Origin of the sequence: Sulfurimonas sp. SWIR-19, from assembly GCF_020410885.1 — a bacterium.
GTDB classification, from domain to species: Bacteria; Campylobacterota; Campylobacteria; order Campylobacterales; family Sulfurimonadaceae; genus Sulfurimonas; species Sulfurimonas sediminis.
On record NZ_CP084578.1, the window covers coordinates 359,746 to 385,843 of the forward strand.

At 40.1% G+C, this 26,098-nt stretch carries 28 protein-coding genes; 21 read left to right on the top strand and 7 right to left on the bottom strand.

The annotated features are described in order from the left end of the window. Nucleotides 1-3: 3 nt before the first annotated feature. Genes hpf through hemJ form a run of 3 tightly spaced genes read left to right on the top strand, consistent with a single transcriptional unit; the run spans nt 4 to nt 1,377 of the window. Entirely contained in the window at nt 4-336 is a 333-nt protein-coding gene (hpf, locus tag LCX93_RS01910; protein WP_226067754.1) for a ribosome hibernation-promoting factor, HPF/YfiA family, read from the top strand. A gap of 9 nt (nt 337-345) precedes the next feature. Then, a complete protein-coding gene (locus LCX93_RS01915) occupies nt 346-945 on the top strand; it encodes a hypothetical protein (RefSeq protein WP_226067756.1) in 600 nt (199 codons plus the stop codon). A 9-nt stretch (nt 946-954) separates the two neighbouring features. Continuing rightward, on the top strand, nt 955-1,377 hold the full coding sequence (hemJ, locus tag LCX93_RS01920; RefSeq protein WP_226067766.1) for a protoporphyrinogen oxidase HemJ: 423 nt from the start codon (nt 955-957) through the stop codon (nt 1,375-1,377). 129 nt (nt 1,378-1,506) lie between these two features. On the opposite strand, the gene der is transcribed toward hemJ, so the two are convergent. Then, nucleotides 1,507-2,985 (bottom strand): ribosome biogenesis GTPase Der, encoded by a 1,479-nt coding sequence (gene der, locus LCX93_RS01925; protein ID WP_226067777.1) that lies wholly within the window; start codon nt 2,983-2,985, stop codon nt 1,507-1,509. 117 nt (nt 2,986-3,102) lie between these two features. Then, nucleotides 3,103-3,708, bottom strand: a complete 606-nt coding sequence (locus tag LCX93_RS01930; protein WP_226067779.1) for an LPP20 family lipoprotein — start codon at nt 3,706-3,708, stop codon at nt 3,103-3,105. A gap of 67 nt (nt 3,709-3,775) precedes the next feature. Here LCX93_RS01930 and LCX93_RS01935 point away from each other — a divergent pair, with 67 nt between their 5' ends. Continuing rightward, on the top strand, nt 3,776-4,228 hold the full coding sequence (locus LCX93_RS01935) for a phosphoribosyltransferase (RefSeq protein WP_226067781.1): 453 nt from the start codon (nt 3,776-3,778) through the stop codon (nt 4,226-4,228). Nucleotides 4,229-4,241: 13 nt separating this feature from the next. Here LCX93_RS01935 and LCX93_RS01940 read toward each other — a convergent pair whose 3' ends face one another. Both LCX93_RS01940 and LCX93_RS12620 read right to left on the bottom strand, forming a co-directional pair. Further along, a complete protein-coding gene (locus LCX93_RS01940; protein ID WP_226067783.1) occupies nt 4,242-4,598 on the bottom strand; it encodes a cytochrome C in 357 nt (118 codons plus the stop codon). Nucleotides 4,599-4,601: 3 nt separating this feature from the next. Further along, nucleotides 4,602-5,357, bottom strand: coding sequence for a TerB family tellurite resistance protein (locus LCX93_RS12620; protein WP_283949361.1), 756 nt, complete (start codon nt 5,355-5,357; stop codon nt 4,602-4,604). Nucleotides 5,358-5,400: 43 nt separating this feature from the next. On the opposite strand from LCX93_RS12620, the gene LCX93_RS01955 reads away from it, so the two are divergent. The 11 genes from LCX93_RS01955 (at nt 5,401) to LCX93_RS02005 (ending at nt 17,366) form a co-directional block, all read left to right on the top strand. Continuing rightward, complete coding sequence (locus LCX93_RS01955; protein WP_226067785.1) at nt 5,401-6,306, top strand: DMT family transporter; 906 nt, start codon at nt 5,401-5,403, stop codon at nt 6,304-6,306. A 69-nt stretch (nt 6,307-6,375) separates the two neighbouring features. Further along, complete coding sequence (gene kdsA / locus LCX93_RS01960) at nt 6,376-7,170, top strand: 3-deoxy-8-phosphooctulonate synthase (protein WP_226067787.1); 795 nt, start codon at nt 6,376-6,378, stop codon at nt 7,168-7,170. Between the two features lie 17 nt (nt 7,171-7,187). Beyond that, nucleotides 7,188-7,652, top strand: coding sequence for a 6,7-dimethyl-8-ribityllumazine synthase (gene ribH, locus LCX93_RS01965; RefSeq protein ID WP_193151149.1), 465 nt, complete (start codon nt 7,188-7,190; stop codon nt 7,650-7,652). Beyond that, a complete protein-coding gene (nusB, locus tag LCX93_RS01970) occupies nt 7,652-8,056 on the top strand; it encodes a transcription antitermination factor NusB (protein ID WP_226067789.1) in 405 nt (134 codons plus the stop codon). The genes ribH and nusB overlap by 1 nt, the downstream gene beginning before the upstream one ends. A gap of 6 nt (nt 8,057-8,062) precedes the next feature. After that, nucleotides 8,063-10,492, top strand: a complete 2,430-nt coding sequence (locus LCX93_RS01975; RefSeq protein ID WP_226067790.1) for a multiheme c-type cytochrome — start codon at nt 8,063-8,065, stop codon at nt 10,490-10,492. Next, nucleotides 10,492-10,926 (top strand): DUF302 domain-containing protein, encoded by a 435-nt coding sequence (locus tag LCX93_RS01980; RefSeq protein WP_226067792.1) that lies wholly within the window; start codon nt 10,492-10,494, stop codon nt 10,924-10,926. Before LCX93_RS01975 ends, LCX93_RS01980 begins: the two co-directional genes overlap by 1 nt. Further along, nucleotides 10,923-11,972 (top strand): dehypoxanthine futalosine cyclase, encoded by a 1,050-nt coding sequence (locus LCX93_RS01985; RefSeq protein WP_226067794.1) that lies wholly within the window; start codon nt 10,923-10,925, stop codon nt 11,970-11,972. The genes LCX93_RS01980 and LCX93_RS01985 overlap by 4 nt, the downstream gene beginning before the upstream one ends. Before the next feature lie 41 nt (nt 11,973-12,013). After that, nucleotides 12,014-13,252 carry a M16 family metallopeptidase gene (locus LCX93_RS01990; RefSeq protein WP_193151874.1) on the top strand — a complete coding sequence of 413 codons (1,239 nt, stop codon included), beginning with the start codon at nt 12,014-12,016 and terminating at the stop codon, nt 13,250-13,252. Between the two features lie 4 nt (nt 13,253-13,256). Continuing rightward, nucleotides 13,257-15,491, top strand: coding sequence for an AAA family ATPase (locus LCX93_RS01995; protein ID WP_226067796.1), 2,235 nt, complete (start codon nt 13,257-13,259; stop codon nt 15,489-15,491). A gap of 187 nt (nt 15,492-15,678) precedes the next feature. Beyond that, nucleotides 15,679-16,602 (top strand): glutaminase, encoded by a 924-nt coding sequence (locus LCX93_RS02000; RefSeq protein ID WP_226067798.1) that lies wholly within the window; start codon nt 15,679-15,681, stop codon nt 16,600-16,602. Nucleotides 16,603-16,613: 11 nt separating this feature from the next. Then, on the top strand, nt 16,614-17,366 hold the full coding sequence (locus LCX93_RS02005) for a TIGR01458 family HAD-type hydrolase (protein WP_226067799.1): 753 nt from the start codon (nt 16,614-16,616) through the stop codon (nt 17,364-17,366). Here LCX93_RS02005 and LCX93_RS02010 read toward each other — a convergent pair. After that, complete coding sequence (locus LCX93_RS02010; protein ID WP_226067801.1) at nt 17,356-17,925, bottom strand: hypothetical protein; 570 nt, start codon at nt 17,923-17,925, stop codon at nt 17,356-17,358. The two genes, LCX93_RS02005 and LCX93_RS02010, sit on opposite strands and share 11 nt — an antisense overlap. Before the next feature lie 304 nt (nt 17,926-18,229). On the opposite strand from LCX93_RS02010, the gene LCX93_RS02015 reads away from it, so the two are divergent. Together LCX93_RS02015 and aguB are read left to right on the top strand one after the other, a co-directional pair. Next, nucleotides 18,230-18,508 carry a peptidylprolyl isomerase gene (locus tag LCX93_RS02015; RefSeq protein WP_226067803.1) on the top strand — a complete coding sequence of 93 codons (279 nt, stop codon included), beginning with the start codon at nt 18,230-18,232 and terminating at the stop codon, nt 18,506-18,508. Between the two features lie 3 nt (nt 18,509-18,511). Continuing rightward, nucleotides 18,512-19,375: an N-carbamoylputrescine amidase gene (aguB, locus tag LCX93_RS02020; RefSeq protein ID WP_226067805.1), complete on the top strand. Its 864-nt coding sequence runs from the start codon at nt 18,512-18,514 to the stop codon at nt 19,373-19,375. On the opposite strand, the gene miaA is transcribed toward aguB, so the two are convergent. Together miaA and LCX93_RS02030 are read right to left on the bottom strand one after the other, a co-directional pair. Continuing rightward, entirely contained in the window at nt 19,356-20,252 is an 897-nt protein-coding gene (gene miaA, locus LCX93_RS02025) for a tRNA (adenosine(37)-N6)-dimethylallyltransferase MiaA (protein WP_226067807.1), read from the bottom strand. The two genes, aguB and miaA, sit on opposite strands and share 20 nt — an antisense overlap. Beyond that, nucleotides 20,249-20,920, bottom strand: a complete 672-nt coding sequence (locus tag LCX93_RS02030) for a hypothetical protein (protein ID WP_226067809.1) — start codon at nt 20,918-20,920, stop codon at nt 20,249-20,251. Before LCX93_RS02030 ends, miaA begins: the two co-directional genes overlap by 4 nt. 102 nt (nt 20,921-21,022) lie before the next feature. Here LCX93_RS02030 and LCX93_RS02035 point away from each other — a divergent pair, with 102 nt between their 5' ends. Genes LCX93_RS02035 through LCX93_RS02050 form a run of 4 tightly spaced genes read left to right on the top strand, consistent with a single transcriptional unit; the run spans nt 21,023 to nt 26,092 of the window. Beyond that, nucleotides 21,023-24,136, top strand: coding sequence for an FIST N-terminal domain-containing protein (locus tag LCX93_RS02035; protein WP_226067811.1), 3,114 nt, complete (start codon nt 21,023-21,025; stop codon nt 24,134-24,136). A gap of 53 nt (nt 24,137-24,189) precedes the next feature. Next, the gene (gene mqnP, locus LCX93_RS02040; protein ID WP_226067813.1) at nt 24,190-25,050 is read left to right on the top strand and encodes a menaquinone biosynthesis prenyltransferase MqnP; all 861 of its coding nucleotides are present in this window, start codon (nt 24,190-24,192) and stop codon (nt 25,048-25,050) included. Beyond that, nucleotides 25,047-25,571, top strand: coding sequence for a hypothetical protein (locus LCX93_RS02045; RefSeq protein WP_151901083.1), 525 nt, complete (start codon nt 25,047-25,049; stop codon nt 25,569-25,571). The genes mqnP and LCX93_RS02045 overlap by 4 nt, the downstream gene beginning before the upstream one ends. Further along, nucleotides 25,568-26,092 (top strand): hypothetical protein, encoded by a 525-nt coding sequence (locus LCX93_RS02050; protein WP_226067815.1) that lies wholly within the window; start codon nt 25,568-25,570, stop codon nt 26,090-26,092. The genes LCX93_RS02045 and LCX93_RS02050 overlap by 4 nt, the downstream gene beginning before the upstream one ends. Nucleotides 26,093-26,098 lie beyond the last annotated feature (6 nt).

Consider the following 26,098-nt stretch of genomic DNA (forward strand, 5'->3'; position numbering starts at 1 on the left):
TTTATGATGATAGTACAAATTCGTGCAAAAGATATAACTTTAACAGACGAAAAGAAAGCACATATAGAACAGGGCATTGAAAAATTTAAAAAGTTTTCTTTAGATATTACGAGAGTAAATTGTATAGTTTCTGCTGAAAGAGCAGGTGTTTTAGTGGAGTTTGAAATACATGTGGCACACTCTGCTCCTATTGTCATCAGTGAACACCACAAAGATTTGGATGCTGCCATTGATGTGGCTGTTGACCGTGCAAATAAAGCGTTACGCCGCTTACATGACAAAGTAACTGATCATAAAGGTCCTTCTATTAAAGAACTAGAACTTACAGATGTATAAAGCAGCTATATGAGATTATTATTATTTTTGATTTTCATAGTAAATCTTTCCGCATCGCAAAGTGACTATTCTCTTAGAATGGCAGTTGGCAAACCTACATTCTATTCGGCGGCTGATATAGCGCTTGGAAAGTTTGGAGCCTACAGAGATGATTTAAAAGCATATAATATAGATGGTGGTTATCTTTTGGTGAAAGATTTGTTTGAATGGCCGGTAGATTTGTACCTTAAAGGTGGGTTGACATTTTATAACGAAACGGCCCAAAAAGATGTATATGGTGCTGATATTTATATAAAAGCATATTACAATATTGATTTTTGGAACAACAGAGTGCGTTTTGGTTTTGGAGAGGGAGCTTCTTATATAAGCCGTGTTTTGGAAATAGAACGCATAGATGCTCAAAATCATAATGATAACAATTCACACTTTTTAAATTATTTGGATATAAGCCTGGATTTTGACTTGGGAAAACTTGTGAAGTATAAGCCATTAGATGAAACATATATTGGCGTTTTGTTAAAACACCGGTCAGGGATTTTTGGTTTGATTAACAATGTAAGACACGGTGGTTCAAATTATGAATCAATATACATAGAAAAAAACTTTTAGGTGTCTTATATGTATAACTGGCTTTTATGGTTTCACGTCATCTCTTTTATTTCCTGGTTTGCAGTATTGTTTTATCTGCCGAGACTTTTTGTCTATCATGTTGAAAACAGTGACAACAAAGGTTTTGTGGAGGTAGTTAAAATTCAGGAAATGAAGCTTTTTAAATATATAGGTGTGCCTTCTATGTGGGCTACACTACTTAGCGGTGCGGCACTTATTTATCTTGGCGGATGGATGAGTGCTCCATGGTTACATGCAAAGCTGTTATTCGTGCTTTTACTGGTTATAAATTTTTATTCTATGAACTTTTACAGAAAACAGCTTTTAGAAGACAGATGTACAAAAAGTGGAAAGTTTTTTAGAATGTATAATGAAATACCGACACTTTTGATGCTGGTAATAGTAGCAATGGTGGTGCTCAAACCTTTTTAAATCGGAATCGGTACTTTAGTGCCGACTGTTGTTTCTCTCTTCCTCTTTCATCTTTTTATAAAAATAAACACTCAAAGCTGTCAGTCCGATTCCACCAAATAAAAATGTAAAAGCCAGAGTATAGCTCATCTATTTGTCTCCTCTCTTTTTTGCTTTAAAAAGAAGCGGGGTTCCGCTGAAATTAAAGGCTTCACGGAGTTTGTTTGTCAGATAGCGTCTGTAGGTAAAGTGCAGACCTTTTGGCTTATTCATAACAATGGCAATTTTTGGCGGTCGTGTTTCATACTGCGTAGCATAATAGATGCGAATTACCTGTCCGTGCATACTTGGCAGGGTGTGACGGCGCAGTGCCCGCTCCAAAACTTCATTGAGTCGGGATGTTGGAATTCTTTGTGAATAGTTTTCGTTTATTTCTAAAATCATATCATGAAGTTTGTCCACTCTTTGATGGCTTTTTGCCGAAAGGGTTAAAATAGGTGCATAGGCTAAAAACTTAAATCTGTCACGCACCTCTTTGATGATTTTGTCATGCTCTTCTCTTTTGGCTATATCCCATTTGTTAAGAATGATAATACAGGCAAGCCTGTTTTGATCAACAAGTCCCGCAATTTTTTCATCCAAATCTAAAAACGGTTCACTCGCATCCAAAACCACAAGTGCCATATTTGCATTTTCAAGCATCTCTTTTGTGCGCATTAAAGCATACTTTTCAATACCGACAATTTTACCGCGACGGCGAAGTCCTGCGGTATCAACAAAGGTAAGCTGTTTGTCTTTATAAACTATGGTCTCATCTATGGGGTCAATGGTTGTACCGGCAACAGAACTTACAACAGAGCGTTCCTCGCCCAAAAGAGCATTAAGCAGGGAACTTTTTCCGACATTTGTACGCCCGATAATTGCTATTTTTATATGGTTTATATCATTTTCATCAAACTCTTTGATACGGTCATTTTGAGCAAATATCGAGTCATCTTCTACCTCTTCCTCGTCCCAGTAGATGAAACTGTCATCTTCTTCATCCTGGGAATATTGTGAGAAAAATTCTTCATCACTGAGTTCTTCTTTCTCCTCTGTGATGATTTGTATTTCCTCTGTCTCCTCTTCTTTGAGAATATCACTTTGTGGCAGTTTGTCATAGATCCAGTCGAGCAGTTCAACAGTATTTCTGTTGTGTGCTACAGAGATACCGAAGATGGCATCTGTACCAAACTCATAAAACTCCCAGAGCTTCTCTTTCATTTTGTCATTGTCTATTTTATTGACGACAAGAGCGATGTCTTTACCCATATTTTGGAGTTCATAAAAAAGTTTTTTGTCTTCATCTTCAGGCAAACCTTTGCCGTCTACCATATACAAAATAATGTCCGCTTTGTAGGCAGCTTTGAGTGACATCTCTTTTATTTTTTCAAAAAGCTCGCACCCTTTGTCAAGTCCGCCGGTATCTAAAAGTTCTGCTTCTTTGTCAATAATTACGGCTGTTTTTCGTTTGACATCCCGTGTTGTTCCTGCCAAATCAGATGTAATGGCATCACGTTTTTTTACCAAACGATTAAAAAGTGAGCTTTTTCCAACATTTGGACGGCCGATAATTGCGATTTTTTTCATGAGTGAACCTTGTAAACTTGCGAAGAATTATAAAATATTTTTGAAATTATATCTAAATTATGGTTAAATGGAGGCAGAAGCAAAAACTGCCCGTTTTATGGGCAGTAGGGAGCGTTGTTATTCAGTCGGAAACTCTTTGTCTAAATTTTCCAGTGCCTGTTTTGACTGGAATTGCTGCCAAAGGGCATTGTCATTGTTGAAACTCGAATCAACTGCTTTTTTATAGGCTTTTTTCACCTCTTGGTTGACGCTTGACTCAGGAACAGTTACAAGCATATAAATTGCACCTGATGGAGCCGTCCACATGTCTATGGGTTTTGAGCCTTTTAAATCTACTTTTGCCACCTGCTTTGTGACAGCCGTTGTAACTTTGTCCACTGTTTCGGCAGAGCCGTTTCCTGTGGCTCTCGTAAAACCTTCCATTTTGTCTTTGATTTTACTTTCAATCTGCTGTGCCAAATCAGAACGGCCGTTCATACGCGCTACCCGACGCATATGGGCAATACCTGCTGCACTTTTTTCTGCAACACCCACACCTGCATAGTAACCTGGAACATCGGGAATACAGGTCCATCTCGGAGCGGCAACACCCTCTTGTTTACACGTAAAGGTGGGTGTGTAGACTTCCTGTTTCTTTGGTTCGGTTTTTTTACTGCTACACCCTGTAATCGCTGCTGCTATCAGTGCTATTGCAATTATATTTTTCATTATTTTATTCATCATAAGGACCTTTTTATTAACATTACATGTAGTATACTACCATAAATCTTTACCCTAACTAAGGAAAACATTGAAACAGTACTATTCTTATGAAAATTTTAGAAATGATACGCAAAAACTCATTTTGGAAGTGAAAAATTTCAATGCCGATGCAATAGTATCTGTAGCAAGAGGCGGGTTTACTTTAGCGCATTGTCTGGCAGAAGGGCTTGATATTCGGGATGTGCAGAGTATAAGAACAGAGCTGTATGATGTTACATGTAAACGTAAAGAGCTGTCTCTTTTTGGAACATGCAGTTTGGCAGATGTGCAAAGAGTGCTTGTTGTGGATGATATAGCCGACAGTGGTGAAACACTTGCGTATGTCATGCAGCATTTGCAAAAAAACTTTCCTGAAGCGGTATTTAAATCTTCGACACTTTTTTATAAAAAAACGTCAATATACAAACCGGATTTTTGGATAAATGAAGCAGATGCATGGATAGAATTTTTTTGGGAGAAAGATTTCAGCCTGGCGGGTTAAGCGTCTTTGTACTTCAGTGCGGACTGTGTTGCCTGGTAAAATCTGTTTCGTAAATATATGCAGCTATATCTTGTAAAACATCTTTTTCAAAGGCAAGATTGGGCATGAGCTCGTATTTGTCAATGGCATCTTGCATGATGGAACGCTCTCCATTGGGTTTATGTACCCACTCTGCCATCTCTCTGACAAAATCTTTTTTATCAGGAAATGCATTCAAATATCTTGTACGCACTTCCATCATTGCCGGGGCTGAAACAGATTTCGTTTCAAAGTGACAGGTTGTGCAGTTGCCGTGAAAGAGCAGGGCACTGTTTTGTGAGGCTTCCAAGAAACTACATGTAAAAAAGAACGAGATGAGAAGATGTTTCACACTCTAGCCTCTAGCCTTTTTTATCATCTCATAGGCCTGATTTATCTCCTGCGTTTTGGCAGTTGCTTCTTTGATATACTCTTCGCTTTTTCCCTGAGACTTGATGATGTCAGGATGATATTGACGCACAAGCTTTCTGTAGGCTTTTTTGATGGTACTCATATCGTCATTTTTACTGACACCCAAAATCTTGTAGGCATCATCCAGTGTAGCCTGCGGACGGATATTCTTCATCATTGCTTCGAACTGGTCAAAAATAGCATGGTATTTTTGCGGATCAAAAGCAAAAGCCTCGGCAATTGTGGTGAGTACCTCTTCTTCACTTTGGGTCACTTCACCGTCTGCAAAAGCGAGCTGAATGAGAAATCCCATAAACTGCTCTTGTTGGGCTTTATTGCGTCTGAGTGCTTCTGCCAAAGCATGGGCAATCTGCTCTGTATTGTCACGGCGTTCTTTTTCTTCGTTGAAGATTTGTTTTAAAATATCTTTTGTTTTTGCAGGTTCCGGAAAGACCTTGGAAATGTCATCAAACATGATACCTACAAGCTGTGCTTCAAGGGCATCAACATGGCCGTCAGCTTTGGCAACTTTGGCAACAAGTGCGACAAAAAGACCCAGATCACTGTTTTTCAGTGATTCATACGAAACAGAAAAATTTTTAAATGTTTCTTGAGAATACTCGGCTGTGTATCTGCCGTAACTTTTAAATATATAATAAAAGACTGCCCCTAAAAGCAGAAATAAAAATAAATTGCCCATATTTTTTCCTATATTTTTATGAGATTATACAATGCTGAAGTAAATGGATATAATTGCATTCATGAATAGAATTAAAAATTTAAACAAAGGCGTACAGTATATGCTCATTGCCAGCTTGGCATTTGCAATTATGGGTGCTTTTGCCAAGCTTGCCAGCCAAAATATGAGTTCACTTGAAGTTGTTTTTTTTAGAAATATTGCCGGAGTGATACTGGTGGGTATCGCAGTGCTGAAAAAGCCTATGCAGCATACTGGGGGCAAGCCTTTTTTACTCTTTTTTCGGGGTTTTATGGGCTTTGTCGCACTGCTGGCTTTTTTTTACAATATCGCACACATTCCTCTGGGTGATGCAATGACTTACTCAAAAACATCCCCGATTTTTACAGCACTTTTTGCATGGTTTTTTTTAAATGAAAAGCTTTCTTACAAAGGATGGATTGCTGTTTTTATCGGATTTATCGGTATACTTTTTATCACGCAGCCAAGCGGAATCGGATTTTCAAAATATGATCTGCTCGGAATTTTCAGCGGGGTGGGTGCAGCACTTGCCTATACTTCTGTACGGGAATTAAAAGCCTACTATGATACCCGTGCCATTGTGCTTTCTTTTATGATTACAGGCACACTTGGTCCGGTTATTTTGTTTGTTGTTTCTCCTTATCTGAATTTTCCTGAACTTGATTTTATGCTTGCAAAGTTTGTAATGCCGCATGGCATAATCTGGTTCTATCTTTTTGCAATGGGAATTTTTGCTACGATTGCACAACTGCTGATGACAAAAGCCTACGGAGAGACAAAAGCGGGAATTGTCGGTGCTGTGAGTTATACAAATATACTTTTTTCGATACTGGTCGGTCTTTTCCTGGGAGATGCTCTTCCGTCACTGGTAACGAGTTTTGGAATTGTATTGATAGTGGTTGCGGGTATCATGGTTGCACGGGATAAGTAAGTAGAGATTAAAAAGAAAAGAGTATAATACTATATAAAATGAATAAATTATACAAATTAGGTGAAAATAATGAAACTTTTAGCAGGGCCCTGTGTTATTGAGAGCGAAGAAAATATTTTTACAATAGCAAAAGCATTGGAAAAATATCATAATGACAAGACGATAGATTTTTATTTTAAAGCGAGTTTTGACAAAGCAAACAGAACATCTTTGGAGAGTTTTCGTGGTTTGGGTATGGGAGAAGGTCTTCGCATACTCCAAAAAGTCAAAGATGATTTTGGCTATAAAGTAGTGACGGATGTGCATGAAACGATTCAGGTTGAGCCTGTTGCAAAAGTGGTAGATATGTTGCAGATTCCTGCATTTTTGTGCCGTCAAACAGATTTGCTTGTCGCGTGTGCAAAAACAGACAAAGAGATAAACATTAAAAAAGGGCAGTTTATCAACCCGCCTGATATGAAATACTCTGTAATGAAAGTATTAAAAACCCGTGGATGTGACGAAGTGAGTTATGAAAACTCCAAAAAGCACGGGGTATATTTGACAGAGAGAGGCAGTTCTTTCGGATACGGCAACATTGTTGTAGATATGCGTTCTTTGGTGATTATGAAAGAGTTTGCACCGGTGATTTTTGATGCAACACACTCTGTACAGATGCCAGGAGCGTTAGGCGGCAAAACAGGCGGTGACAGCTCTATGGTGCCACATCTTGCAAAAGCAGCGGCAGCCATCGGCGTGGACGGATTTTTCTTTGAAACACATTTTGATCCGAGTTGTGCTTTGAGTGACGGCCCAAATATGCTAAAATTAGACGAATTGGAAAGACTGATAGAAAAAATTAAAAAAATTCAGCAAATAAAATAAACAAAAGGAAATAATATATGAACTTGATTGAAGGTAAATTAAAAGTAGTAAACGGCAAAAAAATTGCCATAGTAAGTACGCGATGGAATCACTTTATAGTGGACAGACTCGTAGAAGGTGCAAAAGACGCCTTTGACCGTCACGGCGGGAATGAAGAAGATTTGACACATGTATTGATTCCGGGTGCCTTTGAGCTGCCGATGATCGTCGATCAACTCCTTGCAAGCGGAAAATATGATGCAGTTTGTGCTTTAGGAGCCGTAATACGCGGTTCTACACCGCATTTTGACTATGTTGCGGCTGAAGCGACAAAAGGGATTGCAAGCATGAGTCTGAAGTACCAAAAACCGGTTTCATTCGGTCTTTTGACAACAGACACGATTGAACAGGCGATAGAGAGAGCCGGAACAAAAGCCGGGAACAAAGGCTTTGAAGCGATGACGGTTGTGATTGAGATGTTAGATTTATATGAGGTGCTGTAATGGCTACTCGTCAACAGGCACGCATGGCTGTAGTCAGCCTTCTGTACGCATACGATTTGGGCAACGGCAACACTTCCGAACACTCTGCTGAAATTCTTGAAGAGAAAAAAATCAGAAACAAGCAAAAAGATTTTGCTCTAGGTCTGTATGAAGGTGTGATGGAGCATATTGAAGCGATTGACAAAGCTATTATCGAACATCTCAAAGAGTGGGATTTTGAACGCCTTGGTGCCATTGAACGTGCAACATTGCGACTCGCTACGTATGAAATTCTTTTTAGCGGTCTTGATTCTGCCGTAGTTATCAATGAAGCGGTTGAAATTACAAAATCATTTGGAACAGAACAGTCTCCAAAGTTTATCAATGGTGTTTTGGATGCAATAGCCAAAGACAAAAAGGCATAAACAGAGATGACAAAGATACTCTGGTTCGGTGTTTTATTTGCAACATTTTTATCTGCATCAGTCAATTACAAACAAACAAACAATTGTCTGAAGTGTCACGGAGGGATTGAACACATACGGGCGCCTGAATCCGGCATGGCAAAAGCGATTGCAAAAAAAGCAGCCAAAGCAGGGTATCCGAAAAACAGCTGTATTGTCTGCCACGGAGGCAACCCGGCAACAAAACATAAAAACAAAGCCCATAAAGGAACTCTGAAATACTTTTTGTCCCATGAAGGCCCCAAAGAGTTTTATCCGGCACCGGGAAGTACCTGGGTCAACAAAAATACCTGTGGAATGTGTCACAAAGAAGAAGTCTCAGCGCAAATGAACTCTCTGATGATGACAGAACAGGGAAAAATCCAGGGAGCACTTTGGAGTTTTGGCGGCAAAGAGGGATACAACCATACAGTAGGCACATATCAAACAAAAAATCCGACAGATATTCATGCCAGACTTGGTACAAAAAAGTATCAGGAGTATATGCAAAAACTCTCAAAAATGGAACCGCAGGCATTTCCTAAGGAGATGACGCAGTTGCCGCCCGCTCCAACAGCACAAGAGGTTGAAAAAGACCCTTCTCTGGCTGTCTATACCTATTTGCGCCAAGAGTGCCTGCGTTGCCATACAGGAAGCAAGGGGCGTCAAAAAAGAGGTGATTACCGAGGTATAGGCTGTGCAGCCTGTCATATCCCCTATTCAAACGAAGGCTATTATGAGGGCGGTGACAAAAGTATATCACATAAAGAACGGGGCCATTTGCTTGTACATCAGATACAGTCATCACGCGAAACAAAAGTTACGGTGCACAAACAGAGTTATTCGGGCATTCCGACAGAGACATGTTCTACCTGTCATAATCGCGGAAAACGCATAGGTGTTTCGTATCAGGGACTGATGGAAACTGCTTATAAGGCAACTTTTGACAAAGAGGGAAATCCCCAGCCAAAATTGCATACCAAACGATATATTCATATGCAGGGAGATGTGCATTTTAAAAAGGGAATGCTGTGTCAGGATTGCCACACATCCAATGATATGCACGGAGACGGTTTTTTAAGTGGAGCCAATGCCGGCGCTGTAGAGATAGAGTGTCAGGACTGCCACGGAACAACAAAAAAATATCCATGGGAACTGCCATTGGGTTACAGTGACGAGTTTAAGACATCTCCACAGACAGGGGAAGCCAGAGGCGTTACAAAGACGATGGCAGAGTACCTAAAACAGGGAAGTGTCAATAATCCGGATGAGGGTTATCTGCTCTCAGCAAGGGGAAATCCTCTGATACATGCAACCAAAAAAGGCAATGAAGTCATAATGCATTTGGCAAGCGGAAAAGATGTAGTGCTCAAACCGCTCAAACTGCTTAAAAAAGAGGAAAAGCTCTCAAAAGCAGGACTGCTGGCAATGGACAAGATTACAGCACACAATGACAGGCTTGAGTGTTACACCTGTCATGCAACCTGGGCACCGCAGTGTTACGGATGTCATGTGAAAATTGACTACAGCGGCGGAAAACAAAACCCTGATTATCTGCAGTCCTCCCATGATCATGATATACACGGACAAACAGGTATTATGCGAAAATCATTGAAAAAATATCTGGTTGACGGACAGGTGACCGAAACAAGAAGTTTTTTACGCTGGGAAGATCCGGCTCTGTCTCAAAACGGAGAAGGACGAATAAGCCCGACTATTCCGGGATGCCAAACTACCATCACTGTTATAGGAAAAGACGGAAAAGCGCTACTTCAAAATCATATATTTAAAATACCAAATGTCGAAGGCGCAGGAGCTGAAGGTCAAAATGCCATTGATATGGCACCGATTCAGCCTCATACAATTCAAAAAGAACCAAGAAGCTGTGAAAGCTGTCATGCTATGAAAAAAGCACTTGGGTACGGTATAACAGGTTCGCAAACAACATTTGATCCTTCTGTGGATACCATAGTCGATATCATGAGTGCTGATGGGAAAATTATGCCGACGATTGTAGATGAGCAGATTCCTGCCATACCAAATTTACATTTTGACTACTCAAAATTTTTAGATGAAAACGGAACGCAACTGCAGACTGTCGGACATCACTGGAAACTTTCACAGCCTCTGAGTCAGGCACAGATTGATAAAACAGACAGAGCCGGAGCATGTATAGCCTGTCACCAAAGTATACCCGAAGGAAATCTGGCAGTTTCCGCAATGGCACATATTGCAGAGATGGCAAATGTCAATATAGACAACAAAGAGCATGCAGGCATTTTACATAAAGTTTTAAATTTAGCTGCATGGCTTCAGGTAATTCTGGGTGTATTTATTGGTATGCTTGCAATGTATATTTTTTATAGGCTTTTTATCAAAAAGAAGTCTATCAATTCACGAAACAGAGGATGGAAATAATGAAATATTTTTTACTGTTGCCAATACTTTTAAATGTTACTCTTTTTGCAAATGATATTATTATAAAAGAGAGTGCAAAGAGTGTTGATGCAACAATACAAAAGATAAAAGAGATTGTGACAAAAAAGGGTTTGCGTGTTTTTACTGTAGTTGATCATCAGGCAAATGCAAAACATATCGGTATGCAAATGCGAAGCAGTAAACTGATCATTTTTGGCAATCCTAAAATAGGGACACAGTTGATGCAGCAGGATGTTGTAACAGGTGTTGATTTGCCTATGAAAATTCTTGTCTACCAAGACAGAGACAAAAAGGTGAAAGTTGCCTACAGAAACGGAAGTTGGCTCAAAGAAGAACATCCGTTACTCTCAGATAAACTGGTGCAAAAAATAGATAATGCACTTGATAAAATTACAAACAAAGCGATACAATGAGTAGACTGACAAAAGAAGAAGCCCTTGATTTAATCCGTCATGCAGACTTAAAAGAGTTAGGACGCATGGCAACACAAAGAAAAAAAGAGTTGCACCCAAAAGGAATTACAACCTTTGTCATTGACAGAAACATTAACTACACAAATATCTGTTGGGTAGACTGTAAGTTTTGTGCCTTTTACAGACATGAAAAAGATGCGGATGCTTATGTGCTGACCTTTGATGAGATAGATGCAAAAATAGACGAACTCTTAGAAATCGGCGGGACGCAGATACTTTTTCAAGGCGGTGTGCATCCAAAACTCAAAATAGAGTGGTATGAAGATTTGGTGGAACACATTCATCAAAAATATCCGACGATTACGATTCACGGATTCAGTTCCATCGAGTTGGACTTCATCGCCAAAGTTTCGCGTATCACTATTCAAGAAGTTTTGGCACGTCTTAAAGCAAAAGGGCTGGCTTCCATCCCGGGTGCGGGGGCTGAGATACTTTCAGACAAAGTGCGCGACATTATTGCACCCAAAAAGATAGACGCTGAGGTCTGGGTGGATGTGCACAGACAGGCACATAAACTCGGTATAATGAGTACGGCGACAATGATGTATGGAACTGTTGAGAGTGATGAAGACATCATAAAACATTTGGATATGGTGCGAAATCTGCAGGATGAAACGGGAGGATTTCGTGCTTTTATTATGTGGAGTTTTCAGGGAAAAAACACGGAACTGCTGCGTCTGATTCCCGATATGGAAAAACCTTCTTCTAACAGATACTTACGCTTGTTGGCTGTTGCCCGTCTCTATCTTGACAATGTGCCAAACATTCAAAGCTCCTGGGTTACACAGGGTCCATATATCGGTCAGATGGCACTCAAATTCGGGGCAAATGATTTGGGAAGCACGATGATGGAAGAAAATGTCGTCAGTTCAGCCGGTGCAGCTTACCATATGGCAAAAGAGGAGATGGTACATCTCATCAAAGATCTGGGTGAAATACCGGCTGTAAGAAATACGGCATATGAGACGTTAGAGATATTTCAATAATGAAACTTTTTTTTATAATATTAGCAATAGGACAGATAATTATGGCAGCACAAATAGACTATATAGAAGTAAAAGGGATCAAAGTCCCGCTTATTTTTGAACAGGACACAAGACTTCCCCTCGTCAATACGCAGATTGTGTTTACAAACAGCGGAACGATAACAGATACAAAAATACCGGGATTGGCAAAATTTTCTTCAAAACTTCTCAATGAGGGAACAAAAAAACTGGGTTCAAACGGCTTTTCTGAGGAGCTTGAATCACGGGCGATTCATATATCTGCAAATACAGGCAGTGAGACTTTTGTCATAGAAGTCAGTTCACTCAAAGATGAATTTGAAAATGCTACAAAATTTTTAAATACTCTGCTCAAGGATCCAAACTACAGTGAGGCAGCGCTTTCCAAAGTCAAAACAATGACGCTTGGAGCCCTGAGCCGTAAAGAGAATGACTATGATTATGTTGCATCAAATGAACTCAAAAAACTTCTTTTTCCAAACACCCCGCTGGCACAGCCTGCATCGGGTACGGTAGAGAGCGTAAAAAGCATAGAACTAGACGATGTAAAAGAGTTTGTGAAGCAGCATTTGGTTGTGGCACGTGCTATCATTGTTATAGGCGGTGATCTTGATATAAAAGAAGTCAAAGAAAATATGGCAAAAATTTTAAACACACTGCCAAAAGGCAAAAGTGAACCTCTGCCGCATTTTCAAGCGAGTGACAAGCCAAAAGAGAGTATTTTAAAACGAGAGACAGAACAGGCATATATCTATTTCGGCTCACCGTATAATATGGCCGTAAATGATGAGGAGTATTACAAAGCCAGAGTGGCAACATTTATACTCGGTACGGGTGGTTTTGGCAGTCGTCTAATGGAAGAGATTCGTGTCAAACGCGGACTTGCCTACTCCGCCTATGCGCGTGTACATGTAAACAAGTCTGTTTCATACCTAGACGGATACCTGCAAACCAAACTTGACTCAATGGATGAGGCGAAAAAAACAGTCATAAATGTTATTTCCGAATTTGTTCACAAAGGTGTAACCAAAGAAGAACTTGAACAGACAAAGAAATTTCTTCTCGGCAGTGAACCGTTACGGGTAGAAACAATGAGTCAGCGACTCCAACGCACCTTTATGGACTACTACAAAGGCTTTCCTCTGAACCACTCAGAAACAGAACTGCAAAAAATTAAAAAATTAAAGCTCAAAGATTTGAATGATTTTGTAAAAAAACATACAGAAATTCTAGAGCAGAGTTTTGCGATAGTTACGAAGTAGTTCTATGACACTCATAGGGCAAATAGACAGAATTCTTTTTGAATCCGAAGGTTTTTTTATCGCTGTTTTAAAAAGTGGTGAGAAAATCAGCGGGACCTATTTTGAGAGTGATGTTGAGAGCATTAAAGGTTCTGCTATTACGCTTGAAGGGGAGTGGGTTGAGCATAAAAAGTATGGAAAAACTTTTAAGTTTGAGACACTCAAAGTCAACCAGAACGAACTCTTTTTCTTTTTAAATAAAATCATCAAAGGTTTTACAAAAAAACTCTCTGCCGATTTGATTGAGCATTTCGGTGCAGAAGCCCTTGTTGAGATTTTGGACAATGACATTGAAAAACTGCTGGAATTTAAAGGCATTAAAGAAAAACGCCTCAAAAAGATTCAGGCTTCATGGAAACAGTTTCGCTCTATGCGTCGGCTGGGAGAGTTTTTAAGCCCTTATGACGTGACGCCGGCACTGCTTACGACTATTGCCACAGCGATGAAGGATGTGGATGAGCCCTGCACAAAAATCAAAGAAAATCCTTACATCCTTACAAATATCAACTCCATAGGCTTTAAACGTGCGGATGAACTTGCCTTGAAAATGGGCGTAACACCTGAGAATGAGCAGCGTATCAGTTCGGCGATGGATTATGTGTTGTTAAATTATTGTGAGGCACAGGGAAACAGTTGCATAAGCAAAGAGGTGCTTTTTGGCGGGCTGGATGAACTGCTTGGGTTTGTCAACAAACAAAACCTGTATGAAGCGGCTTTGGTGGAGCGGGTAGCTGAGCAGAGCATTGTGATTATGAAAAATGAGCGGGTTTCTCCTGCACGGCTGTATGATGCAGAGAAGTTTTTGTATGATGATTTTACAACGCGAGCAAAACTTGACAGTGGAGGATTTGTCAAAGACCTTGAGGGCTTTTTGGCTGAAACCTCTTTAAAGCTCGGAGAGCAGCAAAGAAGTGCCGTTGAGATGATAAACAACGGAGCCTCTTTGCTCTTTTTAGTCGGGTACGCAGGAACGGGAAAGAGCACGACAAGTAAAACAATCTTAGAACTACTCAACACCCGGTATGACAAAAAAGAGATAATTACCTGTGCTTTGAGTGGCATAGCTTCCCAGCGTATCAGCGACACAACTGGTTTTGAGTCCGCTACCATACAGTCACTGCTGGTCAAACATGAAGGGAGTGATAAATTTCCCTATTCGGTTGTATTGATTGATGAAGCCTCTATGATAAACTCTTCATTATTTGCACGGGTGATGCACAAGATTTCAAAAAAGGCCATTGTAATTATTGTCGGAGATGATGCGCAGTTGCCTCCTATCGGAGCGGGAAATGTCTTGAGTGATGTACTGACGCTTGAACTTGCCCCCACTGTGAAACTGACGCAGATTTACAGACAGAGTGAAGAACAGGCAATTACCCTCATCGCCAACCAAATCCGTCAGGCAGAGATTCCGGAGTATCGGCAAAAATATGAAGATTTTGAGTTTGTCGATGTCAGCATACAAAACTATTATGCCCTGAAAAACCAGCTCTCACAAGAGGAACTCAAACACCTCAGAGATGACAACTCTCAACAGATTATTGCCGAGATTATTCACCGGGTTGTTGCCTCCATTGAAAAAGCCAGATACCGACTCAGTAACAAGCAGATAAAAGAGTACCTGAACTATTTTCAGGTAATTACACCTATGAAAGGCGGTATTTTAGGATCAAACAATCTCAACAAAGTTTTGCAGGAGTATTTCAATCCCAATCCGAAAAAGTGTGTCAAACGCGGGGAGCTGGAATTTCGTCTGATGGACAAGGTTGTGCATACGAAAAATGAAAATATGGTTTCTTGGAGTGCAGAGGGATTCAAAGAGGGCGAAGAGGCAAATGAGCGGAGAATTTTTAACGGGATGAGCGGACTGCTTTTTAAGATTGATGAAGAAGAGGAGCAGGTCTTTGTCTTTTACCCAAATGAGAATGTCGTGGTCCGTTATGAATATGAAGAACTCAAATCACATCTGATGCTCTCATATGCGCTTACCATCCATAAAGTACAGGGCATGGAGTATGACATTGTCGTTATTCCTATGAGTTTTACGCATTACATTATGCACAATACCAAGTTAATATACACCGCTATTACAAGAGCAAAACACAAATGTATCGTCATAGGCGAGGGTGGAGCATTTGAGAATGCCTGCAGACGGGTTGATGTGACAAGAAGAGATACCGTCCTGCTCGAATTACAATAACTTATCTGTGTAATTGTGCTAAAATATCTTAGAGTAACTTTTTCGGAACCTAGGTTTTAGTCTGGAAAACACAAGGCCCGCACTACAGAAAAAAATTTAGTTTTTTTCTAAGTTACGCTTTAGCGTTAAAAGTAGGGGTTCCGAAAAGCTTTAACTTAATGGCTTTGTGGCCTAAAAGGAGAAACTGATGGACTATCAACAGATACTGCAAGATATTGAGATTGAGATACAGCCTTTGTTTGGAAAAGGAAAAGTGGCTGATTATATTCCTGCACTTGCAGAGGTTGATGCAAAGCAGTTTGCGATGAGCATTACCCTTTTTGACGGGAGTGCTTATCATGTAGGTGCCTCAGAGACACTTTTTTCCATACAGAGTATTTCCAAAGTTTTTACCTTTACCATGGCTTTAAAATATCTCGGTGCAGAGCTTTACAAGCGTGTCAGCCGTGAACCCTCGGGAAACCCTTTTAACTCTCTTGTGCAACTCGAATATGAAAACGGGATTCCCCGAAATCCTTTTATCAATGCGGGTGCGATTGTCATAACAGATACACTTATAAGCCATTATAAAAAAGATACGCTTGCCTTTGACGCGATAGTAGATTTTATACGCTCTATTGCCGATGATGCAAGTATCAGCATGGACGCAGTCGTGGCAAGTTCAGAAATGCAGCATGCCTACAGAAATCTGGCACTGACAAATCTGATGAAAAGTTTTGGCAATATTGACAATGAAGCGATAACACTGGTGCAGACCTATTTTAATCACTGTGCCTTGGAGATGAATACCAAAATGCTCTCACGCTCTATGCTCTATCTTGCCAATCACGGCATAGATCCGATAAACAGCAAAACCTATATCACCAAAGCACAGGCAAAGCGTATAAATGCCGTAATGCTGACCTGTGGGCATTATGACGCCTCGGGAGATTTTGCTTTTAAAGTCGGTGTTCCGGGAAAAAGTGGTGTGGGTGGGGGAATAGTTGCTGTCATTCCCCAGAAAATGGGCATCTGTGTCTGGTCGCCCGCTTTGAATGGGCAGGGAAACTCACTCATAGGTACAAAAGCACTGGAACTGTTTACAACAAAAACAGGTGTTTCAATTTTTTAAAGGAGGAAATTATGCTGTTTGATAAATCTGTCAAAGCGGTATTGTGTGACATCGGCGGTGTACTGTATGTGGGAAATACTCCCATAAAAGGTGCAGTTGAAGCAGTCAAAGCTATCAAAAAAGACTATCCCGTACGTTTTTTGACAAATACCACGCAAAAGACTTCTGTACAGGTTGTTCAAAAACTCCAAAAAATGGGCTTTGACATTCAGAATGAAGAAATCATCACAGCACTTGATGTGACAAAAATGTTTTTAGAAAAAGAGAAAAGTTCTGCGGAGTTTTTACTCACGGATGATGCCCTTGCTTTTTTTGACGACCTGAAATTATATGACAAAAAATATGTCGTTGTCGGAGATGCACAGGAAAACTTCAACTATAAAAATCTCAACCGTGCATTTAGAAAACTGATGGAGGGGGCTTCTCTGCTTGCTATTGCAAAAAACAGATATTTTAAAGATGCGGACAACGAACTGAGTATGGATGCAGGATGTTTTGTAAGTGCTTTGGAATATGCCAGCGGACAGGAAGCCTCACTTATAGGCAAACCAAGCAAAGAGTTTTATCATTTGGCCTGTGCGGCTTTACATGTAAGCCCAAATGAATGTGTGATGATAGGCGATGACATAGAGAGTGACATCAAAGGGGCACAGGATGCCGGCATAAAAGCGGCTCTTGTGCAAACAGGCAAGTTCTCAAAAACAGATTTGTCTCTGGGTATCAAGCCTGATTATATATTTGCGTCTCTTGGGGCTATTTTGTAGCCTTGTCGACACTGTCCATTACTTTGTTGACAACAGGTGCAATGTAAGACATAGCAGAGTCATCTTCTACTTCTTTTTGTAACTCTTCTTTTGTATTGATTGTTTTGATGTCAGTGATTTTTTTGTTTAAGAGCGTCACAACAACAATTTTGGTTGTATCTACGCTTTTTCTATAAGGTGCAGCGAGGGCTTTGTCATCTAAAAGCAGTACGATATGTTTGAAGTCTTTAAGTCCCGGTAAAATAAAGAGACTTCTGATAATGGAAGGTGCAGCACTTACATCTGCTACAAACTGTACATGATGCTCTTGCAGATATGTAGGTTTTTGTGTGTCAAAAAAGTCGTTACATGTATGCGCAGGCTCTTTGTCAAAAGCAAAAATTACTTTGTATGTGTCTGCGTTTAAGCTGTGCTCTTTGCCAAACTGATCTTTGAGATGCAAATCTGCCAAACTCTTTCCAACAACAAGTTTCGGTTCTACATTTTTGTTTTCATCACTTTTTGAGCTACAGCCCAAGAGTAAAAAAGTTGCCAAAAGTCCAATAATTATATTTTTCATATATCTTCTCCGTATTTTATGCTTTTTTCGGAACCGGTACTTCATAAAAGTCAGACTTTTATACCCTAACAGTCGGCACTAAAGTACCGATTCCGATTTGGAACCCGTACTTTAGTGCGGGCTTTGTATTTTTGAAGCCTAGGTTACAGAAAAAAATTTAGTTTTTTTCTCAGTTACACTTTAGCGTTAAAAGTACCGATGCCGAAAAATCAATTATGTTTCAGCATTATAGGCAAAAGTGGTTAATGAAAACTATAAGTAAAAATAGAGTAGAATTTTATGAAATAAAATTAAGGAAATGCAAATGGCATGGGCGACAGCAAGACATATACTTGTAGATAGTGAAGAAAAATGTAATGAACTCAAACAAGAGATACAAAACGGAGCAGATTTTGCAGAAATTGCAAAAGCAAACTCTACATGTCCTTCTTCGGCAAACGGTGGTGATTTGGGGCAGTTCGGACCGGGACAGATGGTGCCTGAATTTGACAAAGCGGTATTTAGCGGAGATGTCGGTGTTGTGTACGGACCGATTCAAACACAGTTTGGATACCATCTTTTAGAAGTAACAGGCAGAGGATAGGTTATGAGTACACCGGTAAAAGCAGCTGCAATTCAGATGAGTATGAGCGAAGATAAAAATGCCAATGTTTTAAAAGCTGAGCAGTTTGTCCGTGAAGCTGCTGCTGAGGGTGCACAAATCATACTTTTACCGGAACTTTTTGAAGGGCTCTACTTTTGCAAAGATATGGATGAAAAATACTTTGCATGGGCACAGCCTTTAGAAAATAACGCACTGATACAACATTTTGCAGCTTTGGCAAAAGAGCTGCAGATCGTTGTCTTAGTGAGTTATTTTGAAAAAGCCAAAAAGGAGTATTTTAATTCGCTTGTTGTCATTAATGCAGACGGAACGGTGATGGAGAATTACCGAAAAACACACATTCCAGACGGTCCGGGTTATGAAGAGAAGTTTTATTTCAAACCGGGAGACACAGGCTTTAAAGTCTATGAGACAGTCTACGGAAAAATAGGTGTAGGCATCTGCTGGGACCAGTGGTTTTGTGAAACAGCACGGGCATTGACACTGATGGGTGCAGAGATTATTTTTTATCCGACGGCTATAGGCAGTGAACCTGAAATCGGGTTAGACTCCAAAGAACACTGGCAACGGGTGCAGATGGGGCATGCCGCGACAAATACGGTACCGGTTGTCGTTGCAAACCGTACAGGAGAAGAGAAAGGAGAAAGCTGTGAATTGACTTTTTACGGTTCTTCTTTTATCACAGATTATACCGGCGCAAAGATTGCCGAAGCTTCACATGACAAGGAAGAGATAATTTACGGTGAATTTGACCTGGTAGAGAATGCCAGACAGAGAGAATACTGGGGACTTTTACGGGACAGACGTCCGGAGATGTATTACCATTCTAAAATTTGCTCAAAATAAGCTCTGGTAAATCTTCAAGCTTTGCACTTGTTACATTTTGAAACTGAGTGCGGTTAAAAGTCTGTTGACGTTTTGCTAGTTGTGCCGTATGCGTTGCAATGAGTGAGAGCATTTCATCTTTTTCGATTTTTCCGTCTAAAAAATCAAGCACTTCTACTATGCCGATAGCTCCCATGGCATGCGGTGCTCTTGTGTACTTTTGTTCCAAAAAACAGACCTCGTCGATCAGTCCTTTTTTGTACATTTTTTGTGTTCTTTTTTCGATGCGTTGGCGCAAAATGTCTCTTTCTACATCAATATTGTAAATCTGCAAATCTGTAATGACAGGCTTTGGAGGGTTTTGGTTAAACCATTGGCTTGGTGTGATGCCTGAAGCCTCATAAATCAAGAGTGCTTTTTCTATGCGGTATTTGTCATGCGGGGCTATTTTTTGCATATACGCTGTATCAATCTTTGTTAAAAAATCATACGATGCCTGCAAGTCTTGGAGTCTCTCCTTTACATGTAAGCGATGCTCTGCGTTAATGTCCGGCAAGGCTGAAAGCCCGTCAAGCAAAGATTTGAGGTAAAAAGAGGTGCCGCCGACGATGACGAGATTTTTGTTTTCCTCTTTACATGTAAGGCATACTTTTTTATACAAATCTATAAAAATATCAACACTGAAATATTCATTGACAAAAAGTTCATTGATACCGTAATGTTTGATTTGTGCAAGCTCTTCTTTGGATGGTTTTGCCGAGACGATATCTATCTCTTTGTAGATACTCAAAGAGTCTATGGAGAGAATGCAGGCATTTGTCTGCTGTGCAACGCTTATGGCCAAGTCACTTTTTCCAGAGGCAGTGGGCCCTATAATGGCAATCTGTTTGAAACTCATTTTTCTTGATCGATTATTTGCGCGTCTTGCGTTGTTTCATCACTGAGCAGTTTAGGTTCGTTTGTGGGTGAAATATTGCCACTGAGTGCTTTAATGAGTTCACTCTCCTGTTCTTTTCCCAGTTTGCCGCTGGCAACAGTGTCTATGATTTTTTCGGCTATGCGCATTTTTGTCATATTTTCCTGCTGATGAAAATATTTGTCGAGGTTGTCCTGGTAGGCTCTGAGTTTGTCATCATGTCTGCGTTTAAAATAGAGGTAAACAAAGTAAGCAGAAATTACCAGGAGCAAAAAAAGTATGAGCAGCAGATAGCGTTTTATCTCCATAGCATCCTGACGCTCCAAGTCACGCAGTTTTGCCTCAAAAGCCTCTTTCTCTTTTGCCTGGGCCAAAAGCATTTTTTCTTTTTGTGCAGCTGCTTCGAGTTTTATTTTTTCAAGTAACTGTGCTTTTTCCATTTTTGCCAGAGTAGTCTGTGCATTGATTTTTGCCAGCTCCTGCTCTTTTTGTGCATCAATTTGTTTGAGCTGTACCTCTTTTGTATCGGCAATTTTTGCTTCAAAAGCTTTTTTTTGTGCAAGCTGTTTTGCAGCAAGCTCTTCTTTGGATTCAGTGAAATTACAGGCACTGAAAAAGAGGAGCAGAAAAAGGAAAATAGTAAATTTCATAATTGAATAAACCTTATTGTTTTGTTGATTTGCAGAGTAATTATACCAAACTTAATAACTTTGTAAAGCCTTATGGTGTAAACTCAAACAAAAAGATTTATTATGAAACAGTACAATCATATATATACAGGTTTGGATGGTTTTGACAGCTTTTTGCAAGAAGCAGCCATTGATGTAAATCAAAAAAATATTTTAATTCAACTGTTTAGCTCTTTGGAGTCAAAAGAGGCACTGCAAAAAACCGCTGCAGAGATATATGCGGTTTTTACAGATGCGGTACTCATTGGTGCTTCTGCTGCAGGAGAGATTGCCAACGGAGAGATGATAGACAGCAGTACGGTTGTCAGTATAACACTTTTTGAAAAAACAACGCTGCATGCACATTATGAAAAAGCAGAGAACTCTTACACACTCGGGCACTCTTTGTCAAAAAAGATTTTTGACAAAGAGACAAAATGTGTCATTACCTTTTTGGACGGTCTGCAGCATAACGGAGAGGAGTATCTTGAAGGACTCTCCTCCTGCAATTTTAATCATGCGGTCATTGCCGGAGGTATGGCTGCAGATATGCTTCATTTTCAACAAACCTATACAGTTTTTGAAGACAAAGTATTTGACGGTGGTGCGGTATGTGTTGCTCTGCAAGGAGAAGCACTGGAAGTGTTTCAGGATTATAATCTGGGTTGGAGAGCTGTCGGTCCGACGTTTATTATTACAAAATCCGAAGGCGCAAGAGTATATGAAATCGATCACCGTCCAATCAAAGATGTGTATGCCGAAGTGCTTGGTGATTTCGCCGTGGACAATATGCCGGCTTCAACGATAGAATTTCCGCTTATCTGTCAGGAAAAAGAGATGCCTGTCGCAAGATCCATGCTGAGTGTGTTTGATGATGGAAGTCTATTGTACGGCGGTAATTTGGCGGAGGGAGAAGAGGTGCGTTTTGGCATAGGCAGCAGAACTCTTGTGAACCAGTATACTCTCAAAGAAGACATACCGGATACAGACTCTTTGCAGGCCTGCTTTATCTACTCCTGTATTGCAAGAAAACAGTTTTTGGACAAAGAGCTTGAGAAAATATTTCGCTTGCTTGAAAACATTGCACCAACCAGCGGTTTTTTTACCTTTGGAGAGTTTTTTTTAAATGAAAAAAAAGCAAGACTGCTCAATATCACGACAACAATTTTATTTTTGCGTGAAAAGGGGACCCAAACACGCAAGCATACGCTGAATGAAAAAAGAAAACTGAAAAACAGTTCCAAAACAGACAGTGCCCTTTTTAATCTGATTGACTATGTGACAACTGAACTCAAAGAAAAAGAGAGGCACTTTAAAGCTTCAAAGTTTAAACTTGACGAGTTTTTAAAAGCGCTTGACAGTGTTGTTATTATTTCAAGAACAGACACTCTGGGAAACATTACCTATGTGAATGAACGTTTTGAAGAGGTGAGCGGGTATAAAAAAGAAGAACTTATCGGTCAGTCGCATAGTATTGTCCGTGATCCGAATGTGCCTGATGAGGTCTTTGCCGAGATGTGGAGAGAAATAAAAAAAGGAAATATCTGGCAGGGAGAGTTTGCCAACAGGGCAAAAGACGGCAGCAGTTACTATGTCAAAAGCTCTATTATCCCCATTCATGATGAAAATAATGAAATTATAGAATATATGGCAATTCGTGAAGATGTAACCTCTTTGGTGGAGAGTAGAAAAAAGGCTGAAGCGGCCGAAACAGCACAGGCTATGTTTTTGGCAAATATGAGTCATGAAATCAGAACACCGATGAACGGCATTTTGGGCTTTACGGAGCTGCTGAGTAAAACACGGCTGGATGCGACACAGGAAAAATATCTTAATGTTATCAGCAGTTCGACAAAAACGCTGCTCAATATTGTCAATGATATCTTAGACTCTTCAAAAATAACCAACAATAAAATCTCACTTGAAAAGGTGCCGTTGAATCCTTTTGTGGAATTTGCAACAACCTATGAACTGCTCAAGTCGGTAGCAGATGAAAAAGGCCTGCAATATACACTTGAAATTGACAATGCCATCTCTGCATGTGTGTATAGTGACACTACCCGCCTGCGACAGGTCATGATAAATCTGCTCTCAAATGCCATTAAATTTACTCCCGAATGCGGTACTGTGAAGTTCAGTATATCTTTGGTCAGTGAAACTGAGACACAGCAAAGAGTCCATTTTAGTATCAAAGACAGCGGTATTGGCATTGCACAGGACAAACTTGAAGAGATATTCAAGCCTTTTGCCCAGGCAGAAACATCGATAACGAGGAGATTCGGAGGAACAGGGCTGGGTTTAAGCATCAGTGCCGATCTACTTCATGTATTTGGCAGTGAACTGCAGGTAGAGTCGGTTGAGGACAAAGGCAGCGAATTTTTCTTTTATTTGGATTTTGATCTGTGTAATGCAGAGGAAGAAACACTTCAAGAAGAGAATATATATGGAGAGTGTCAGGAAGAGGGGGTATGTGACAAGCTCTCTTTAGATGTACTTGTTGCAGAAGATTATGAAATAAACAGAATGTTGATAGAATCGATCTTTAAAAAATATATAAATGTGACACTTGAGTTTGCACATAACGGGAAAGAGGCTGTCGACAAAGTGGCACAAAACGAGTATGATCTGGTTTTTATGGATATAAACATGCCGGTGATGAATGGTCTTGAAGCGACAAAACTTATACGCAAAGAACTGCAGTCTGATGTTGCCATTGTGGCACTGACGGCAAATGCCATCAAAGGAGACCGGGAAAAATTTCTTGCCTGCGGTATGAATGAGTACCTGAGCAAGCCGATAGACAGTGCGGAACTCGAAACAATTTTGTCAAAATACTCAAAACAACACAGAGATGCCATACAGGTAGATATAGAAAAAATCTTACTGCAGGTAAATAAAAAAGTAGGTGTCAGCAAAGAGGTCGGATTAAAACTTTTGAAATTGTTTTTAGAGAGTCTGCATGAGCTTGTACCTCTTCTTGAAGATGCCTTTGTAAAAGAAGACAACAAAAAAATATATGAGACGGCACACAAAATAAAAGGTGCGGCAGGGGCACTTTTCCTTGAGGAACTCTATACCCTTATGCAAGAGACAGAAAAGAGTGCATTGGAAGAAAATGCTTTGGAACACAAAAACAAAATAGAAGTGCTTTATGAATATATTGAAGCATTTGAAACAGGAGTTGCACAATATCATTAAAATTTAAATCACATTTGGGTAGAATATAGACAAATAGAGAGATGAGGTTTGATTTGCAAAGAGTAATACAAAAAGCAAAAGATTTTAATGAACTTGTGATGTTTGAACACTCCATCTTTTCCCTGCCATTCATTTTTATAGCGATGATAGTGGCAGCGGATGGTTGGTTTGGTTTATGGCTTTTGGTTCTTGGCGTTTTGGCGGCACTCAGTGCGAGAAACTTTGCTATGGGTGTGAACCGTTATGCTGATCGTGATATTGATGCAAAAAACCCAAGAACAAGCAGCCGTCCGAATGTAGACGGCAGACTTGACAGGGGAAGCATACTTATATTTATAATTGTCAATGCCCTTATTTTCATTGCCGTAGCCTATATGATAAATTCTCTTGCCTTTGCTCTGAGTATTCCTATTTTGTTTGTTTTGGCGGCATACTCCTACTTTAAGCGTTTCTCCTCTTTGGCACATGTGGTTTTGGGTGTAGCACTTGGACTGGCCCCGATTGCCGGAGTGGTTGCGGTCAATGCGGCGATACCTTTATGGTCTGTCCTGCTCTCTTTGGGTGTCATTTTTTGGGTTGCAGGGTTTGATCTGCTCTATTCTTTACAGGATATAGATTTTGACAAAGACAATGATTTGTACTCCATTCCGTCGCGTTACGGAGCAGATGCAACACTCTTCATTTCTGCTCTTTTTCATGCCCTGGCTGTTTTGTTCTGGCTGCTTTTTGTATGGGCGGCAGATCTTGGCATGTTTGCGTACGCAGCGGCTCTGGGCAGTGGTTTTGTACTTTATTATGAGCAAATGCTTGTACGAAAAGATTTTACAAAAATAGACCGTGCTTTTTTTACCGTTAACGGCTATCTGGGCATTGCCTTTTTAATTTTAATAATTATTGACAGGACACTCTCATGAATAAACCCCGTTTGGTTCCCGCACCGATTGCTATAGTTTTTTCAGAAGCTGATTTAAATAAAGACGCATATGAAAGAGAGTACCAGCAGCTGAGTGAAAGTGATGATGATCCGATTTCACAGTGGCTCAAGCTTGCAAAAGCCCGAGGTGAAACAGCAGAGAGCGATCCTGTCTTGTTGAACCTTATGGTGGAACTCCACCGAAAGATAGACGCTTTGGAGATGTTTTTAAAAAATGAAACACCAAAAAGGCTCTCTTTGACCAATGAAGCGCATATTCGCGCTATCGGATTTGAACATTTTGAACTCGAAGAACCTATGCTGCAAGAGGGCAAAGAGTATTATGGGCGCATTAGTATGCCGGTACATCCCAAACGTGATATCGGCGTGTTTTTTAAGGCACTTTCTCCAAATTTGGCACAGATTGTCAGAATGCATGAGCGGGATGAAAAAGAGTGGGCTGCTTACCTGACTGCACGCGAACGTATATTAATCCGCGAATCCAAAGAGAAAAAACAGTGAATTTGGATCAATTGAGTTTCAATGTAGAATATCTGATTGTCATACTTGGTGCGATTATCCTCTATCTGCTTTATTATGTCTATACAAAAGATGCCGAGTATTCAAAAAACATTCGCTCAGTTGCTTCTGTGGTTGAAGATTTAAACAGAGAGTTTTATTATCTGAAAAAAAAACTTGACCAGACACAAAGCAGTATGAAAGAGAATTCACAAAGAATGAGTGATGAGGAGATTTATCAGGAAATAGAACGCAGTGTCTATGATATGGTGCATCCACTCTCTTTGGCGATAAAGCAGTTACAAAACAATATCAATATCATTGAACATGAAATACAAAACAAAATACTGCAGCTTGAAAGCGGTGTAAAACAGATCTCTATTCCTGCATCTATTCACGGGAATGATGATGAAAAAATTATATCTTTGTTTAAGCAGGGCATCTCGATTGAGACAATTTCCAAAGAACTGCACCTTTCCAAACCTGAAGTGGAATTTGTATTAAAAATAAATAAGATAAAGTAGAGCAAG